Source organism: Micromonospora sp. NPDC048887, assembly GCF_040649715.1.
Taxonomy (GTDB): Bacteria; Actinomycetota; Actinomycetes; order Mycobacteriales; family Micromonosporaceae; genus Micromonospora.
In genome coordinates this window covers 214,302-231,634 of record NZ_JBEZGA010000010.1, presented here as the reverse complement: position 1 = coordinate 231,634, position 17,333 = coordinate 214,302, and the positions used below count along the sequence as shown (strand labels likewise).

Sequence of the window (17,333 nt, the reverse complement as noted above, 5' to 3'; positions counted from 1 at the left end):
GTATCGCGCCGTATTGCGCAAGGTCTCCCCTGGGGAGGAGTTGTCATGGCGTACGTGCACGCGGAGATCGCGAGCCAGCCCGACTGCTGGCGGGAGGCGGCGCGACTCGCCCCGACCGTCGCGGAGCACCTGCCGCGCCCCGGCGAGCGGGTCGCCGTGGTCGGTTGCGGCACGTCGTGGTTCATGGCGATGGCGTACGCCGGGCTGCGCGAGGCCGCCGGACAGGGCGAGACCGACGCCTTCCAGGCCAGTGAGTTCCCGGCCGGCCGCCACTACGACCGGCTGATCGCGATCACCCGCTCCGGCACCACCACCGAGGTCCTCGACCTGCTCACCGCGCTGCGCGGGCGGATCCCCACCACGGTCCTGGTCGGCGACCCGGACTCGGCCGCCGTCGCGCTCGCCGACGCCACTGTCGCGCTGCCCTTCGCCGACGAGCGGGCGGTGGTGCAGACCCGCTTCGCCACCACAGCGCTCGCGCTGCTGCGCGCCCACCTCGGCGAGGACCTGGGCCGCCTGGCCGCCGACGCCGAGGTCGCCGTACGCGCCCCGCTGCCGATCGACCCGGCCGGCATCGAGCAGGTCACCTTCCTCGGTCGCGGCTGGACCGTCGGGCTGGCCCAGGAGGCCGCGCTGAAGTGCCGCGAGGCGGCCACGTTCTGGGCCGAGGCGTACCCGGCCATGGACTACCGGCACGGCCCGATCTCGGTGGCCGCGCCCGGCCGGCTGGTCTGGGCGTTGGGCGAGATCCCGGACGGGCTGCCCGAGGACGTGGCCGCCACCGGCGCCGCGTTCGTGCACAGCCGCACGCACGGCTGGCGCACGGTGCTGACGAGCTGGTCGGCCGGCCGCAACCCGGTCGACCCGATGGCCGACCTGATCCTGGCCCAGCGGTTCGCGGTCGCGCTGGCCACCACCCGCGGCCTCGACCCGGACGCGCCGCGTCACCTGACCCGGTCCGTGGTCCTGGCGTGAGTGCCCGCGACGAGGTCGTCGTCGCGCTGGACGTGGGCGGCACCGGGATGAAGTGCGCCCTGGTCCGGCCGGACGGCACGACAGTGCACACCGAACGGCACGCCACCGGCGCGCAGCGCGGCCCGGAGGCGGTGACCGGCACGATCCTCGACGTGGCCGAAGGGCTCGCCGGCAAGGCCCGCGCCGACGGCCGCACGCCGGTGGCCTGCGGCATCGCCGTACCCGGAGTGGTCGACGAGGCGCGCGGGGTGGCGGTCTGGTCGGCGAATGTGGGCTTCCGGGACGTACCCCTGCGGGAGCTGGCACGCACGCGGCTGGGACTGCCGGCGGCGCTCGGCCACGACGTGCGGGCGGGCGGCCTGGCGGAGGCGCGGCTCGGCGCCGGGCGGGACGCCGGCCACGTGCTGTTCGTCGCGATCGGCACCGGCATCGCCGCCGCCCACGTGGTCGACGGGTCGGCCGCCACCGGCGCGCACGGCGCCGCCGGGGAGATCGGCCACATCCTGGTACGCCCCGGCGGCCCGCGCTGCGGCTGCGGGCGGACCGGCTGCCTGGAGGCGGTGTCGTCGGCCTCGGCGATCGGGCGCCGGTACGCCGAGCTGTCCGGCGCACCCACCACCGCCGCTCAGGTGGCCGACCGGTCCGCGGCCGGGGAACCGCTCGCCGTGGAGGTGTGGCAGGAGGCGGTCGAGGCCCTCGCCGATGGACTCGCCACCGGGCAGGCGCTCTACGATGTGTCGACGGTGGTGCTCGGCGGCGGTCTGGCCCAGGCCGGTCCCCTGCTGTTCGACCCGCTGCGGCGGGCGTTGCGCGAGCGGCTGACGTTCCACCGCGAGCCGCGCCTGGTCGCGGCCGGCCTCGGGGACGAGGCGGGTTGCCTGGGCGCCGCCCTGCTGGCCCTGGACACCCTGGCGAAGGAGAGTCGATGACCCGGCGCGTGACCGGCAAGGTGGTGACCCCGACCGGCGTCGTCCGGCAGGGCTGCGTGGAGATCGCGGACGGGCGGATCACAGCTGTCGCCGAGTACCCGTCGGCGCGCGACGGCCACTGGATCGTGCCGGGCTTCGTGGACATGCACACCCACGGCGGCGGCGGGCACACGTTCACCACCGGTGACGCGGAGTCGGCCCGGCAGGCCGCCGCGTTCCACCTCGGGCACGGCACCACCACGCTGCTGGCGAGCCTGGTCAGTTCCCCGTTCGCGCTGATGCGCGACGCCACCGCCGCGTACCGCCCGCTGGTGGAGTCCGGCGTGCTGGCCGGCGTCCACTTCGAGGGCCCGTACCTGTCCGCCGACCGCTGCGGCGCGCAGAACCCGGAGTTCCTGCGTGACCCGTCGGTCGCCGAGCTGACCGAGCTGATCGAGCTGGGTGGCGGCGCGGTACGCATGGTCACGATCGCCCCCGAGCGCGACGGCGCCACCAAGGCGATCGAGCTGCTGGTGGCGCACGGCGTGGTGGCGGCGGTCGGGCACACCGACGCCACCTGGGAGCAGACCCGGGCGGCGGTGGCGGCCGGCGCGACTGTCGGCACCCACCTGTTCAACGGGATGCGCCCGGTGCACCACCGCGAGCCCGGTCCGGTGGTGGCGCTGCTGGAGGCCCCGAGCGTGGTGTGCGAGCTGGTCGCCGACGGGGTTCACCTGCACGACGGGATGCTCGGCTTCGCCGCCTCGGTGGCCGGTCCGGAGCGGGCCGCGCTGATCACCGACGCGATGGCCGCCGCCGGGATGCCGGACGGCGAGTACGAGCTGGGCGGTCAGGCGGTGACGGTGGCCGACGGCGTGGCCCGGCTCAGCCGTGGCGGCGCGATCGCCGGCAGCACGCTCACCATGGACGCGGCGCTGCGGCACGCGGTCGGCGCGGGCGTGAGCCTGCCGGACGCCTGCCGGATGGTCGCCACCACCCCGGCCCGCGCGATCGGCCTGGGCGACCGGGTGGGCGCGCTGCGCGCGGGGCTGCGCGCCGACCTGGTGGAGCTGGACGACGACCTGAACGTGGTACGGGTGATGCGCGGCGGCGACTGGGTGGAGTGAGCTGCCCGGCCGTCAGACGGTGGGCACCTCGACGCCGAGCACGGCCTGCTCGTCCGGGCGGTGCACCAGCACGTCGGCCAGGTACGACTGCACCGCCCGGCGCATCCCGACGTCCCGTCCGGCCTGCTCGGAGAGCAGCCACTTGTGCTCGATGATCTGGGCGAACAGCTCCTGCGGCTCCAGCTTGTTGCGCAGGTGCGCGGGGACGGCCCGGACCACCGGCTCGAAGACCTCGGTCAGCCAGCGGTGCGCCGCCTGCTGCTCGTCGGTCAGGTCGCTCTCCAGCCGGTAGGCGTCCAGGTCGTTGAGGAGCCTGCGGGCCTGGTTCTCCTCCGCGTCCAGGCCGGTCAGGCGCAGCAGCCGCCGGGTGTGGTAGCCGGCGTCCACCACCTTCGGCCGCACCAGGTAGCGCCCGTTGTCGACAGTGGACATCGCCACCTCGGCCACGTCGAAGCCCAGCTCGTTGAGCCGGCGGATGCGGCGCTCGATGTCGTGCCGGGCGGCGCGCTCGACCTGCTGCTCGTAGGTGATCTCGTGCCAGAGCCGCTCGTAGCGCCGCACGACCTCCTCGCAGACCACCTCCGGGTCGATCGACTCGTGCAGCAGGCCGGCGGCCTGGAGGTCGAGCGCCTCGCCGAAGATGTTGACCCGGGCGATCTCCAGGTCCTCGCCGCGCTGGCCGTTCGACAGCGACGGGTGCAGCGCCCCGGTCTCGGCGTCGACCAGGTAGGCGGCGAACGCGCCCGCGTCGCGCCGGAACAGCGTGTTCGACAGCGAGCAGTCGCCCCAGAAGAAGCCGGTCAGGTGCATCCGCACGATCAGCGCGGCCAGCGCGTCCAGCAGCCGGTTCATCGTCTCCGGGCGCAGCGTGTTGGAGAACAGCGCCCGGTAGGGCAGCGAGAACTGGAGGTGCCGGGTGATCAGCACCGGGTCCAGCGGCTCGCCGTCGTCGGTCTGCCGGTCGGCCACGATCGCGATGGCCTCGACCGACGGGAAGTCGATCCGTTCCAGCGCCCGCAGCAGGTCGTACTCGCGCTCGGCGACCCGCTCGCCGGTCTCCTTCACCGCGTAGACGTACCCGCCGAGCCGGACGAACCGCACGATGTGCCGGGAGATGCCCTGGGGCAGCGCCACCAGGTGCTCGGCAGGCCACTGCTCCAGCGGGGTCGACCAGGGGAGGTCGAGCAGCGCCGGGTCGACGAGGGCCGAGGTGATCCGCACGGCAACCAGTGTGACCGCTGACCCCCGCGCCGCGCTCCCCTTCGTGGCTGGGCACACAGCCGCCGATGCCCGCGCCGCCGCGACGCCGTCGGCGGCCGGTAGCGTGGTCGCGTGCGTCAGACCTCGGGGGTACGCGGTGGCCTGCGGCTGCGGCCGGTCCGGCCGGCCGGGTGGTGGTTCGACGGGCTGCTGCTCGCGGCACTGGTGGCGCTGACCGTCGCGCTCGCCTCCGGTCACCTGTTCGGCCTCGACCGGGCGGTGGCCGACTGGTCCGACGACAACCGTCCGACCGCCGCCCGCTGGGTGGCGATGACGCTGAACCTGCTCGGCCAGGGCACCCCGTTGACGCTGCTCGCGGCCGGGCTGGGCGTGCTGCTGGCGTGGCGGCGGCGCTCGGTACGGCCGCTGCTGCCGCCGGTGGTCGGGTTCGTGCTCACGTTCTTCACGATCGGCCCGCTGAAGGTGTGGACGGCCCGGCCCGCGCCGAGCGCCTCGATCAAGGAGCCGTTCCTGTCGCCGGAGCAGACGCTGCCGCTGTTCCAGCACGACCTGCCGGTGCGTTTCGCGCAGTCGTACCCGTCCGGGCACGTCGCCAACTCGATCGTCTGGTACGGCGTCCTGGCCCTGCTGCTGGCCCCGCTCGTACGCACGCTCGGCCGTACCGTGCCGCCCCGGCTGGTCACAGTGGTCCGGGTGGTGCCCCCGGCAGTTGTCTTCTGCACCACCGTCTACCTGGGCTGGCACTGGCTGACCGACTCGATCGCCGGGCTGCTGCTCGGCCTGCTGCTGGACCGCCTGCTGCACCGGGTGCCCTGGGACGACCTGCCGCTGCCCCGGCGGCTCGGCGACTGGCGGCGCCCGGTCGGCTGGTCCGCGCCGCCGCCCGCCACCGCGGCGACGCGGTGACGGGCGGGCGCGGCGCTCAGCCCACCGTCCGGATCTCCACGATGCTGATCCGGGTCCTGGTGCTGTAGGTGAGCCGGCGGCGGTGGTCGTCGTCGGCGGGCCGCACCGCCACCTGGATCCGGATCTGGGTGCCCTTCGGCAGCTCGACACGTTCGTCGGGCGTGCTCACGACGAACACCCCGCCCGTCGTGTCCGGGTCGACAGACACCCGTTCCTGCCGCAGCAGCGGGGTGTCGGTCTCCCCGTCCCCGGGCCTGGTGTACTCGGCGCGGATCCGAACCAGGTCGTCGCGCCGCAACCCGCGCAGGTCGACTGTCGCCTGGATGCTCACCAGCCCGGTCTCCGGCACGGTCCAGTGGTAAAGCCCGGTCGCCCAGCGGATGGCGTGGAACCGGTCGGTGGTGTCGAGCGTGTCGCCCGCGTGCGCGGTACTGGTGAAGGTGGCGATCACGTCCCGCTTCGCCGGCGTGGACGTCTTCTCCCCGATCATCTTCGCGAAGTCGTCGGCGGTGCCGCGGAACGCGTCCGCGTCGCAGGTGTGCTGGCGGCCGATGATCGCCGAGTCGGTGTACTGCCAGATACGCGGCGTCTGCTCCGGCTTGCCGTACCGGGCCCAGCCCGGGCCGGAGTCCCCGCCGGCCCGCGCGTACGCGGCCTTGAAGTCCTCGGCCACCCGGTACGGGTAGTCGGCGTTCCAGCGCGGGAAGTCGCCCAGGTCGTCGTCGCCGTACTCGCCGCGCGAGGCGTACATCACCGCCACCTTGCCGGTGCGCTCCTCCAGCTCGTGGCCCACGTCGACGCCGATGTGCGGGGGCACGTCGTCGGTCGGCCAGCGCTCCAGGTCGATCTGCCAGAAGAACCTGTCGTAGTCGCGCCACCAGGGGGTGTGCTTGTCGGCGTAGTCGATCGCCGTGGTGACCTGGTCGTCGATGGAGACGTCGGAGTGCACCACCACGTACATGCCCAGGAACGGGATTCCCGCGTCCTTCGCGGCGGTGAGCATCACCCCGTAGTACTGGCTGTGGAACGTGCCGTCGCGCGACTGTTCCGTGCCCTTGTAGGTCATGAAGTCGATGCCCGCGGCGCGGGCCTCCCGGATCCGGTCGGTCGTCAACCCCCGGTCGACGTCGTAGTCGCTCGCGTCCCAGCCGAACAGCGTCATGTGCGGTACCTCCCGCGCTCGCGGATCTGACGTTCCCGAAACTGCCGGAGCCGATTCGAGGACAGCATTGCCCGGTCGACGCATGAAAAATCTGATCATCGTCAATGGATAATCGGTGAGAGGAATTCGAGAGACGTGCGTGCGGATTGCCTCGCCATCCGCACTGACCTGCGTAAACGACTCTACCGAGGTCGCCGGACATCGGCCACCCGGCGAAGGCGGATTAATTATGCAAATGATTTTCGCCAATTCTCCGAACCGGGCACCCGCCGTTCACCTGAGCGCTCTAGGCTGCGCGGTGTGGAACGGCTGGCACGGCGACTCGGCGTACCCGATGCGGTGGTCATCGGTCTCGGCTCGATGCTCGGCGCGGGCATCTTCGTGGTCTTCGCCCCGGCCGCCGCGGCGGCCGGCGGCCCCGGCCTGCTCGTCGCGCTGGCGCTCGCCGGCTTCATCGCCTACTGCAACGCCACCAGCTCGGCCCGGCTCGCCGCCCGCTACCCCGAGTCCGGCGGCACCTACGTCTACGGCCGGGAACGGCTGCACCCGTTCGCCGGTTTCCTCGCCGGCTGGGGGTTCGTGGTCGGCAAGACGGCGAGCTGCGCGGCCATGGCGCTGACCGTCGGGGCGTACCTGTGGCCCGGGCGGGCGCGGCTCGTCGCGGTCCTCGCGGTGGTGGCGGTGACGGTGGTGAACCTGCGCGGCATCGGCAAGACCGCCGCCGCCACCCGGGTACTCGTCGCTGTCGTGCTCACGGTGCTCGCCGTGGTGGCGGTGACCGGGGCTCCGCAGGTCGCCGCCGACCGGCTCACCGCCCCCGCCGAGATCGGGGCGGGCGGCGTGCTGACCGCCGCCGGCCTGTTGTTCTTCGCCTTCGCCGGCTACGCGCGGATCGCCACGCTGGGCGAGGAGGTACGCGACCCGGAACGCACCATCCCCCGCGCCGTGCCGCTGGCGCTCGGCGCGGTGCTGGCGATCTACCTGACGCTGGCAGTGGTCGCGCTCGGCGTGCTCGGCGCCGACCGGCTGGCCGCCACCGACGCGCCGCTGGTCGAGGTGGTGACCGCCGCCGGGCATCCCGGGCTCGCCTGGCTGGTCCGGGCCGGTGCCGCCGTCGCGGTGACCGGCGTGCTGCTGTCCCTGCTGGCCGGCGTCGGCCGCACCACGCTGGCGATGGCCCGCCGCCGGGATCTGCCGGGCGCGCTGGCGGCGGTCCATCCGCGCCACCGGGTGCCGCACCGCGCCGAGTTGGTGGTGGCCGCCGTGGTGATCGCCGTGGTGGCCGTGGGCGACATCAGGGGCGCGATCGGCTTCTCCAGTTGCACGGTGCTGGTCTACTACGCGATCACGAACGCGTCGGCGCTGACGCTCGGCCCCGGCCGGGACCGGCGCGTCCCGGTCCGGCTGCTCGCCGCGCTGGGGCTGGTCGGCTGCCTGGTGCTGGCGGTCAACCTGCCGCTGCCGAGCGTGCTCGCCGGGTTCGGCGTGCTCACCCTCGGCGCGCTCGGGTACGCGGTCCGCCGCCGACCGGCCTGACGCGTCCGATCACTCCTGCGGGCGGCGGGCGGCGGGCGGGCCGGTGGGCGCCGGCGGAGGAGCGGGCGTGGTCTCCCGCAGCAGCGCGGTCAGCCCGGCCCGCCGGGCCACCACAGTCAGCCGGTCACCGGCCTGGACCACCATGCGCGGGTCGGCCGACCAGTCGGCCTTCTGATTGGGCCGGGTGTGCGCGAGCAGACGCACCTCGCCGGGCCGGGCCACCGCGCCCAGCGGACTCCCGTCCAGCGGCGAACCGGCCACCACCGGCACCTCGGTGACCAGCAGCGCGTGCCGGTCCACCGGGATGGTGGCGATGACCGCGCGATCGAGCAGAGCCGCCGCGAACGCCGGTGCGGCCAGATAGGACACGCTGCGCGAGATGCCGATGCCGAACGCCTGCTGGATGCGCTCGGCGAAGTCGCCGTCGAACAGCCGCAGCACCACGCGCAGGTCCGGGTCGAGGGACCGGGCGATCAGCGCGGCCCGCAGGTTCGTCCCGTCGTCGGTGGAGACCACCACGAGCGCCTGGCAGGTGTCCACCGAGGCGGACCGTAGCGTCTCCTCCCGGCCCGCGTCGCCCACGATCAGCGGCACCCCCAGCCGGTGCGCCAGCGCGGCGCCACGCGCGTCCGGGTTCTTGTCGATCGCCACCACCTCGACGCCGAAGTCGTGCAGCTGCGCCATCACCCGGGTGCCGATGTTGCCCAGCCCGACCATCACCACGTGCCCGGAGCGGTCCGGCTGGACCCGGCCGGCGTGCAGCGCGAGCCGGGCGTTGACGATGCCGTCGACCACCGCGGCCGTGATCAGCGGGATCAGCGCCAGCCCGGCCAGGTTCAGCACCACCTGCATCACCTGGGCCGCGACCGGCTTGTTGACGTCCGGATCCTGGCCGGTGAGCGTGGTGACCAGGGTCAGGTAGACCGCCTCGCTCCAGCTCACGTCGGCGGCCCGCGCGTTGAGCCAGCCCAGCACCGCGATCACCGCGAGCAGCACCAGCACCGCGATGCCGATCTTGCGGGTGGCGAAGTGGCGGACCGCGCGCAGCAGCACCGCCGCCGGCTGCCGGCGGCGCCGCGCCCGTACCAGCCGCCGCGCGGCCACCTCGGTGCCCGCCGGCCGCCCGGTCGCCTCGGCCAGCACCACGTCGGCCGTCGCCTCGTCGGCGGGCAGCACCCGCACCAGGTCCGGATCCGTGGTGACGGCCAGGCCGCAGACCACGTCCTGCGGGCGTACGTCGTCGCGGCGGGCCACGTAGAGCGTGCGCCCGGCGTGCCGGAAGTGGGTCGGCGCCACCTCGCCCAACGCGGCGGCCACGAAGGCCGGCGCGGCCATCGAGGCGTCGGAGAGCACCGCCGAGTCGGGGAAGAGCTGCCGCAGGCCGTCCGCCAGGTTGGTGTTGAACATCCGCACCACCAGGCGCAGCCGCGACTCGACCTCCTGGGCGCAGAGCGCGGCGTGCATGTTGCCCACGTCGTCCTGGTGCAGCAGGGCCAGCCCGGCCGCGCCGGCCAGCCCGGCGCGGCGGAACGCCGCCTCGTCGAGCCGCTCGGCAGTGACCACCCGTACCCCGGGCACGTCCCGCCCGTCGGGGCCCTCGGACCGGCGGCGGCCCGGCACCACGAGCGTGACCCGCACCCGGCCGTCGGCGTTGTCGGTGGCGAGCAGCGACCGGACCACCCAGTAGGCGAGCGGGTCGGAGCCGCAGACCACGTAGTGGGGGCGTTCGTCCCCGTTCATCCGGAGCCGCCAGCCGGTCGCGCGGCGCGCGCGGTCACGCAGTGGCTCGGCCATGTCCGGATCGTAGTCAGCCGCTCGCGATGCGCGCAGCCCCGACGATCATGAACGCATGGCGGGTCCGGGTGCGGGTAACGCACCGGCATGCAGACGTTCCTGCCGTATCCGGACTTCCTGGGCAGCGCGCGCACGCTGGACCAGAAGCGGCTGGGCAAGCAGCGCGTGGAGGCGATCCAGGTGCTGCGCGGGCTGACCCGGCCCGACTACGGCTGGCGCAACCACCCCGCGGTGAAGATGTGGGCCGGGTACGAGGAGGCGCTGACCCGGTACGGGCTGGACATGTGCGCGGTGTGGTGCGAGCCGGGCCGGGCCGACACCTGCGCCGGCACGCTCGCCACCGACCTCGCCGCCGCCTGCGGCGTGTCGGTGATCCGCACCCAGGACGAGCTGGCCGCCGCCGGTGAGCTGCCGCCCTGGCTGGGCCGCGACGACCTGCACCGTAGCCACCGGTCGTCGCTGCTGCGCAAGGACCCCGTCCACTACGCACCGCTGTTCACCGACGTCTCCCCCGATCTGGAGTACGTCTGGCCGCCCTCGGACCGCCCGCGCCGCTGCCTGCCGTGAAAGGAAGGGCCCCTTGTTAACGCCTCCGGTAGAGGAAGGGCCCCCTGTTAACACCTCACCCCACGCGCCCACCCGACGCACGCGCCGCGCGGATCGCCCGGCGTTAAGAAGGGGCCCCTGCACCTCCGTATGCGTTAAAAGGGGCCCCTTCCTTTCACCTCGGGCAGACTGGGGGACCGCCGACCGAAGGATGCCCCGTGAGTCTGTCGCAAGTGGTAGGTCGCCTCATCGGCGTACGCGAACACCTGGTGGACCCGGGCGGCGGAGGCGCGGACCGCGTGCCGCGGCCGGTCGCGGCGCTGGTGGTGGGCGGCGGCATCGCCGGCATGTCGGCGGCGGTGGTGCTGGCCGAGCGGGGCGTGGCGGTGACGGTGCTGGAGGCGGCGCCGCACCTCGGCGGGCGGCTCGGCGCCTGGCCGGAGGAGCTGCCCGACGGCGTCCAGCGCAATGAGCACGGCTTCCACGCGTTCTTCCGGCAGTACTGGAACTGGCGCTCGATCCTGCGCCGGGTCGATCCCGCGCTGGGCTTCCTCAAGCCGGTCCCGGGCTACCCGATCCTGTCCGAGCGGTGGCCGACCGAGGAGTTCGGCAAGCTGCCGCCCGCGCCGCCGGCGAACCTGCTGGCGCTGCTGCTGCGCAGTCCCAGCCTGCGCCTGGCGGACCTGCGCTCGATGGACCGGGACGCCGCGCTGCCGCTGCTCACCTACGACCCGGTACGCACCTACGAGGAGTTCGACGAGCGGACGGCCGACGAGCTGCTCACCTCGCTGCGGCTGCCGGACCGGGCGCGGGCCATGCTGTTCGAGGTCTTCTCGCACTCGTTCTTCAACCACGAGGCGGAGATGTCGGCCGCCGAGATGATCGCCCAGTTCCACTTCTACCTGCTCGGCAATCCGGAAGGACTGGCCTTCGACTGCCCGGACCGGGACTACGGCACGGCGATCTGGGAGCCGCTGACCCGGTACATGGGCAAGCACGGCGGCCGGGTGACGACCGGCGCGGCGGCGGCCCGGCTGGACCGTACCCCGGCGGGCTGGCGGGTGACCGGCGCCGACGGTGACGTCTGGGAGGCGCCGCACGTGGTGCTCGCGGTGGACCCGCCCGCGCTCGCCGCGCTTGTCGACGCCTCGCCCGGCCTGGTCGCGGCGGCCCCCGAGCTGGTGGCGCGGATGCCCGCGTTCGGCAGGCCCGGTCCGCCGTACGCGGTGGCGCGCTACTGGATGGACGGGGACGTCCGGGCCGACCGGGCGGTGTTCAGCGGTGTCTCCCGGCAGCCCACGCTGGACTCGGTGACGCTCTACCACCGGCTGGAGGACGAGCCCCGACGCTGGGCCGAGCGGACCGGCGGCTCGGTGGTGGAGCTGCACGCGTACGCCTGCGAGCCGGACGTGCCGGCCGACGAGCTGGCCGCGCGGATGCTGCGGGAGCTGACCGCGCTCTGGCCGGAGGTCGCCGACCTGCGGGTACGCGAGCTGCGCGCCCGGGTCGAGGCGCAGGCCCCGGCGTTCACGCCGGGTAGCCACGCCTGGCGGCCCGGGGTGGAGACCGACGCGCCCGGCCTCTATCTGGCCGGGGACGGCATCCGCACCGACTTCCCGAGCGCGCTGATGGAACGCTCGGCGGCCACCGGGATCATCGCGGCGAATCACATCCTGCGTGCCGAGGGGGCGGCGGCCGAGCCGGTCCGGTCGATCCGTCCGCGCGGCCTGCTGGCCGGCAGGACTGGCCCGAAACGGTCATAGCCGGACAAGAACGGCTTTACGCTCGACTGATCCGGTGACACGGGAGGTCGGGCGGTGAGCACCCCGACGCGCGAGCGGCGCGACGAGGAACACGGGACACCGCGGGACGAACGGACCGCGGTGGTCACCGCGCTGCGGCTCGGCTGGTCCATGGCGGACGCCTACCACCACGCGCAGACCGCCGACCTGACCGGGGACGGGGACCGGCCGGCGCCCGCGCCGCCGAAGCTGTCGAACCTGACCGAGCTGGCCGGGCGGCACCGGCTCGGCATGTACCTCGACGGCGTGGACGTCGCGCTGACCCAGATCGCGCCGCTGACCCCGGCCGGTCGTACGGTGCCCTCCACCGCCGCCGCCCGGGGTGCCACCGGAGCCGACCGGGAGCCGCTGCTGCGCGCGCTCGACGACCTCAACATCGACGTGCTGCGCTGGACGATGGCGACGAACCACCGGGTGGGCGTGGCGTACCGGCTCGGGCGCTCACTCGCCGACACCGTGCGGCGCGGCGACGCCGACCAGCTCGCCGGGCGCTTCGGTGGCCGGCACATCCAGATCAGCAGGTGGCTGGACGAGCTGGCGAGCGTGCTGCCGCCGTACTCGGCCGCCGTGGTGCGCCGCTCGCTCGCCGCCTGGGCCACCGCTGTCGGCCGCGCCACAGTGGGCGACCCGGCCGAGGCCGGACTCGGCGAGCTGGCCCGCGAGCTGCGCAACCAGGGCGACCTGTGGCAGGACGTGCTGACCGGCGGCCTGCACCCGCGCGACCTGCTGGACGAGGAGAACTGGGCGGTGGTCGCCCGCAACGTCATCATCCGGGACCGGAAGCTGGTCGCGCAGGCGGCCCGGGGCATCTTCTGGCCGGTGCTGGCGCCGCTGCTGGTGGTGCTGCTCGCGGTCGTCGGGGTCAGCGCCGCCGCCGCGGCCGGCTCCCCCACCACCCGGGCGGCGGTGGCGCTCGTCGGCCTCGGCGCCGGGCTCACCGCGATCTGGCGGTCGATCTCCACGCCCACGCTGTCGGTGGCCGCCGAGGTGAACCGCCCGCTGCTGGACAGCGAGCTGGTGGTGCAGATGACCGCCCGGATCGACAGGCCGCTCACCGCCGCCCGGCGCACCGGACGGGCCGGACGGCAGCGGCGGCCCGCCGACGACGGATCGAAATACGTTGGCCACGACTCCCGGATCGATCTACCGTGAGCGCGCAAGGTCAACCACCGTTCCAGGAGCCGTCCATGTCGCTGCGATACGCCACCACGATGACGTCGTGGCTGCTCGGCGACGGTTGCCGGGAACACGGTCCCTGGCCCGGAGGGCACGACTGACGCGTCTTACGCGTCCCCGTCGTCGCCGCCCGGTCCCGTGGACCGGGCGGCTTTTTCGTCGCCGTACCGCCGATCGTGAAGGGAGAGCCCGGTGGACGCCGTCCTCGTCATAAACGCCGACCTCGGCCCGCTGCACCGGGTCACCGTCAAGCACGCGATCCGGATGCTCTGCCGCCGGGTCGCCGAGATCCACGAGGCCGAGCCGGACCGGGTGATCGGCGTCTTCCCGCTGCCGCGGGTGGTCCGCCTCGTCCGGTACGTGGTGACCCGCTGGCGGTTCAGCGCCGGCCCGGCCTGGTCCCGGGCCGGGGTGCTGGCGCGCGACCGGCGGCGGTGCGCCTACTGCGACGGAGCGGCCAGCACGATCGACCACGTCCTGCCCCGCTCGCGCGGTGGCCGGAACACCTGGGGGAACACCACCGCCGCCTGCTACGCGTGCAACCAGCGCAAGGGTGACCGGACCCCGGCCGAGGCGGGCATGCCGCTGCGGCGGGAGCCGGTGACGCCGAGCTGGGCCGCGCTGGCGCGGTGACGGACGGCCGGCGGGCACAGGGGGCGGTGCCGGGGGTACGCCCCGGCGCCGCGCCCGCCGGTCCCGTTCACCTGCCCGCCTCGGCGGTCAGCGCGTGGCCGGCGGAGTCCAGCCGAAGCGCGGCGGCCGGCGCTCGTTTATCGCCGCCACCCCCTCGCGGGCCTCGCCGCTGTCCCGCACCTGGCCGTGCCACCAGACCAGCCGGTCGGCGTCGGCGCGCCCGTCCACGATCTCCTTGGCGGCGGTCACTGTGAGCCGGGACCGTTCCGCGACGGTGGCGGTCAGCGCCGCCACCCGCCCGGCCAGCTCACCGGCCGGCAGCACCTCGTCCACCAGGCCGATCCGCAGCGCCCGCTCGGCGTTCACCAGCTCGCTGGTGAACAGCAGGTGCTTGGCCGCCGACGGACCGACCAGCGCGGCCAGCCGACGGGTGGTCGGCGCCGGGTAGACCAGGCCGAGCCGCGCCGGGGGTACGCCGAACCGGGCGTCCGCGGCGGCCAGCCGCAGGTCGCACGCGACGGCGAGCTGGCATCCACCGCCCACGCAGGCGCCCTCGATAGCCGCCACAGTGGGACGGCCGAACGCGGCGAGCCGTTCCTCGGCGGCCACCGCGATGCTGCCGTCACCGGCGGCCAGCAGCTCGTCCAGGTCGCCCAGGTCGGCGCCGGCGCAGAACGTGCCGCCCGCGCCGGTGAGCACCAGCACCCGTACGGCCGGGTCCGACTCCAGGCCGTCCAGCAGCACCGGGAGCTGCCGCCACATGGCCGGGGTCATCGCGTTGCGCCGGGCCGGGTTGTGGATGACCACTGTCGCCACCGGGCCGTCCAGGGTGACTGTGAGTTCCGCGTCGGACATGGTGCGACCGTAACGGCCGGGGCCCGGCGACCACCCGCGTGGGGTGGCCGCCGGGCCCCGGGATCGGCGATCAGGTCAGGAGACGTTGATCGCGGTGTCGTCGAGCACGAAGGAGGTCTGCAGCGAGACGTCCTCGGTGCCGGTGAACTTCAGCGTGACGGTCTGCCCGGCGTACGCCGCCAGGTTGAACGACTTCTGGCTGTAGCCGGCGGCCTTGTTCAGGTTCGAGTAGGTCGCCAGCGTGGCCAGCACCGAGCCGGACGAGTTGAGCACCTGCACGTTCAGCTTGTCGTACTGGACGCTGGTGGTGCTCTCGGCCGAGTCGATGTGCAGCCAGAACGAGAGGGTGTACGCGGAGCAGCCGCTCGGCAGGCTCACCGACTGCGACAGCGTCTCGGTACGGGTGCTGCCGTACCCGTTCATCCACGCGCTCCAGGTGCCGGTGCGGGCCGGCTGGCTGGTGCCGTGCTGGCCGATCACGCCGGAGGTGGAGCTCCAGACCGTGTTGCCGGACTCGAAGCCCGGGTTGCCGAGCTTCTGCCCGGCACCGGTGCAGCCGCCGCCGACGCTGCTGACGGTCAGCGAGTAGGTGGCGGTCTTCGTGCCCGACGCCGCGCTTCCGGTGACGGTCACCGTGTAGGTGCCGGCCGGGGTGCCGGAGCCGGTGGCGATGGTGAGGGTGGACGAGGCGCCCGAGGTCACCGAGGTGGGGCTGAACGACGCGGTGGCGCCGGTCGGCAGGCCGGACGCGGAGAACGTCACGGTCTGCGCGGTGCCGCTGGTGGTGGAGGTGGCGACGGTGGCGGAGACCGATCCACCCGCGGTCACGGACCCGGCGGTCGGCGAGAGCGAGACGGAGTAGTCGTTGCCGGTGGAGCTGCACGGCGCGTCGTTGCCGGCCACGTTCACCGCGGTCCACGCGGCCTGGACGGTCTTGTACTCGGTCGAGCAGTTGCCGTACAGGTCGGTCGCGGCCCGCAGGGTGTACGCGCGGGCGGTGTTGGCCGGGTTGCTGGTGTTCACGTACGAGGTGTTCGACGTGAAGTACACGTCGAGCGCCCGATACCAGATCTTCTCCGCCTTGGTGCGACCGATGCCGGTGACCGCCGGGGCCGAGCCGCAGACCGGCGAGGTGCCGTACGCGGTGGCGCCGGTGCCCTCGGCGAGGTTGAAGAAGAAGTGGTTGCCGACGCCGGAGGAGTAGTGCACGTCCTTGTTCTTCGTGCTGGTGGACCAGCAGGAGTCGGACGAGCCGTCCAGCGACGGGTTGTACATGTAGCGCAGCGGCGTACCGTTGCCGTTGATGTTGATCTTCTCACCGACCTGGTAGTCGCCCGGGTCGCTCGGCGCGGCGGCGTAGAACTCCACCATGTTGCCGAAGATGTCGCTGGTGGACTCGTTGAGGCCACCGGACTCGCCCGAGTAGACCAGCCCGGCCAGCGCCTCGGTGACACCGTGGCTCATCTCGTGCCCGGCCACGTCCAGCGAGACCAGCGGACGGGAGTTGCCCGAACCGTCGCCGTACGTCATCTGGGCACCGTCCCAGAAGGCGTTCACGTAGTTGTTGCCGTAGTGCACCCGGCTCGGCACACCCTGGCCGTTGCCGAAGATGCCGTTGCGGCCGTGCACGTTCTTGAAGTAGTCGAACGTCTTGGCGGCGCCGAAGTGGGCGTCCACGGCGGCCGACTGCCGGTTCGAGGTGGCGCCGGTGCCCCACGCGTTGTCCGCGTCGGTGAACGTGGTGCAGGTGGAGGTCCCGTTGTTCATGTCGCAGGTACGGCCGTTGCCGCGTACCGGGTCGATCATCTGGTACGTGCTGCCGGACAGCGTCGTGTCGATGGTGACCGAGCCGGTGTAGATGCCCTGGCCGGTGCCGGCCACCGTCTCGATCTCGTCGTACGAGCCGATCACCTTGCCGGTGGTGGCGTCGGTGATGACGTGCAGCTTCGACGGCGTCTGCTTGTCCGCCTTCCAGCCGGTCGCGACGGTCTCCCAGGCGAGGCGGCCCTTGCCGCTGCTGGCGTCGACGAACAGCTCCGGCGCGCCGACCGAGGTGACCGAGCCGGAGAACGTCTTGCGGGCGCTGGCCTTCGCCGCGTCCGCGCCGACCTTCGCGGTGGTGCTCAGGGTCAGCGGGGCGGAGAGGCTGACCGACGCGCCGGTCATGCTGCCGTTCGCGGCGGTGTGGATGACGAAGTCACCGCCGTACACCCGGAGACCCTGATAGGTCCGGCTGTAGCGGGTGTGCGCGGCCCCGGACGGGTCGACCTTGGTGCGGACGGCCTGGTAGGCCTCACCGCTGGCGCCCTGGACGGCGCCGGGGTTGGCGCGCAGCAGGCTCGCGGACCGGGCTGCGGCCGAGGTCTCGGGACTGGGTGCGCTTGGCGCTGCCGCTTGCGCAGAGGTGGTGACGCAGGCCAGCACGCTGCTGGTGAGCAGCGCTGCGCTGACGGCGGCGACGGATCTTTTCACGGGCCCTCCTGGAAGGCGGATGTTGTGACGGGGGTTGTCACTGGTGTAGATATAGCGATACATCGAAGAACGTGAAAGAGGCTGGCGAGCTCCCGCCGGAGACACTGACCGAACGGATGAGGAGGAGCGGTGACCCGGAACCGGGTGGTCCCGTCGCGCGTCCGATCCGGTATGAGAGCTGCCCCCGCCGCCGTGGCGGCCGTCGCCGCCCTTCTCGTCC

At 73.6% G+C, this 17,333-nt stretch carries 14 protein-coding genes; 9 read left to right on the top strand and 5 right to left on the bottom strand.

Features of this window, described 5'->3' with window-relative positions; genetic code table 11:
* The first annotated feature begins 45 nt into the window (after window positions 1-45).
* The 3 genes from AB0C17_RS17915 to nagA are packed head-to-tail and all read left to right on the top strand — an operon-like array spanning window position 46 to window position 3,010.
* Window positions 46-975: a sugar isomerase gene (locus AB0C17_RS17915; RefSeq protein WP_357479437.1), complete on the top strand. Its 930-nt coding sequence runs from the start codon at window positions 46-48 to the stop codon at window positions 973-975.
* Window positions 972-1,904, top strand: a complete 933-nt coding sequence (locus AB0C17_RS17910) for an ROK family protein (protein WP_357389895.1) — start codon at window positions 972-974, stop codon at window positions 1,902-1,904. The genes AB0C17_RS17915 and AB0C17_RS17910 overlap by 4 nt, the downstream gene beginning before the upstream one ends.
* A complete protein-coding gene (nagA, locus tag AB0C17_RS17905; RefSeq protein ID WP_357389897.1) occupies window positions 1,901-3,010 on the top strand; it encodes an N-acetylglucosamine-6-phosphate deacetylase in 1,110 nt (369 codons plus the stop codon). The genes AB0C17_RS17910 and nagA overlap by 4 nt, the downstream gene beginning before the upstream one ends.
* Window positions 3,011-3,022: 12 nt before the next feature.
* Here nagA and AB0C17_RS17900 read toward each other — a convergent pair whose 3' ends face one another.
* Window positions 3,023-4,231 carry a DUF4032 domain-containing protein gene (locus tag AB0C17_RS17900; protein ID WP_357479434.1) on the bottom strand — a complete coding sequence of 403 codons (1,209 nt, stop codon included), beginning with the start codon at window positions 4,229-4,231 and terminating at the stop codon, window positions 3,023-3,025.
* A gap of 111 nt (window positions 4,232-4,342) precedes the next feature.
* On the opposite strand from AB0C17_RS17900, the gene AB0C17_RS17895 reads away from it, so the two are divergent.
* A complete protein-coding gene (locus AB0C17_RS17895; protein ID WP_357479431.1) occupies window positions 4,343-5,137 on the top strand; it encodes a phosphatase PAP2 family protein in 795 nt (264 codons plus the stop codon).
* 16 nt (window positions 5,138-5,153) lie between these two features.
* Here AB0C17_RS17895 and AB0C17_RS17890 read toward each other — a convergent pair whose 3' ends face one another.
* The gene (locus AB0C17_RS17890) at window positions 5,154-6,299 is read right to left on the bottom strand and encodes a hypothetical protein (RefSeq protein WP_357479428.1); all 1,146 of its coding nucleotides are present in this window, start codon (window positions 6,297-6,299) and stop codon (window positions 5,154-5,156) included.
* A 300-nt stretch (window positions 6,300-6,599) separates the two neighbouring features.
* On the opposite strand from AB0C17_RS17890, the gene AB0C17_RS17885 reads away from it, so the two are divergent.
* Window positions 6,600-7,835: an APC family permease gene (locus tag AB0C17_RS17885; RefSeq protein WP_357479425.1), complete on the top strand. Its 1,236-nt coding sequence runs from the start codon at window positions 6,600-6,602 to the stop codon at window positions 7,833-7,835.
* A 9-nt stretch (window positions 7,836-7,844) separates the two neighbouring features.
* On the opposite strand, the gene AB0C17_RS17880 is transcribed toward AB0C17_RS17885, so the two are convergent.
* Window positions 7,845-9,575: an NAD-binding protein gene (locus AB0C17_RS17880; protein ID WP_357479474.1), complete on the bottom strand. Its 1,731-nt coding sequence runs from the start codon at window positions 9,573-9,575 to the stop codon at window positions 7,845-7,847.
* A 141-nt stretch (window positions 9,576-9,716) separates the two neighbouring features.
* On the opposite strand from AB0C17_RS17880, the gene AB0C17_RS17875 reads away from it, so the two are divergent.
* From AB0C17_RS17875 to AB0C17_RS17860, 4 genes are all read left to right on the top strand, one after another.
* Window positions 9,717-10,196, top strand: a complete 480-nt coding sequence (locus AB0C17_RS17875; RefSeq protein WP_357479422.1) for an MSMEG_6728 family protein — start codon at window positions 9,717-9,719, stop codon at window positions 10,194-10,196.
* Between the two features lie 197 nt (window positions 10,197-10,393).
* Window positions 10,394-11,938, top strand: a complete 1,545-nt coding sequence (locus AB0C17_RS17870; protein ID WP_357479419.1) for an FAD-dependent oxidoreductase — start codon at window positions 10,394-10,396, stop codon at window positions 11,936-11,938.
* Window positions 11,939-11,992: 54 nt separating this feature from the next.
* The gene (locus AB0C17_RS17865) at window positions 11,993-13,129 is read left to right on the top strand and encodes a hypothetical protein (RefSeq protein WP_357479416.1); all 1,137 of its coding nucleotides are present in this window, start codon (window positions 11,993-11,995) and stop codon (window positions 13,127-13,129) included.
* A 216-nt stretch (window positions 13,130-13,345) separates the two neighbouring features.
* Window positions 13,346-13,786, top strand: a complete 441-nt coding sequence (locus AB0C17_RS17860; RefSeq protein ID WP_357389913.1) for an HNH endonuclease — start codon at window positions 13,346-13,348, stop codon at window positions 13,784-13,786.
* 87 nt (window positions 13,787-13,873) lie between these two features.
* Here the strand turns inward: AB0C17_RS17860 and AB0C17_RS17855 are convergent, their stop codons facing one another.
* Together AB0C17_RS17855 and AB0C17_RS17850 are read right to left on the bottom strand one after the other, a co-directional pair.
* Window positions 13,874-14,641: an enoyl-CoA hydratase/isomerase family protein gene (locus AB0C17_RS17855; RefSeq protein WP_357479412.1), complete on the bottom strand. Its 768-nt coding sequence runs from the start codon at window positions 14,639-14,641 to the stop codon at window positions 13,874-13,876.
* A gap of 75 nt (window positions 14,642-14,716) precedes the next feature.
* Window positions 14,717-17,113, bottom strand: coding sequence for a M4 family metallopeptidase (locus AB0C17_RS17850; protein ID WP_357389917.1), 2,397 nt, complete (start codon window positions 17,111-17,113; stop codon window positions 14,717-14,719).
* Window positions 17,114-17,333 lie beyond the last annotated feature (220 nt).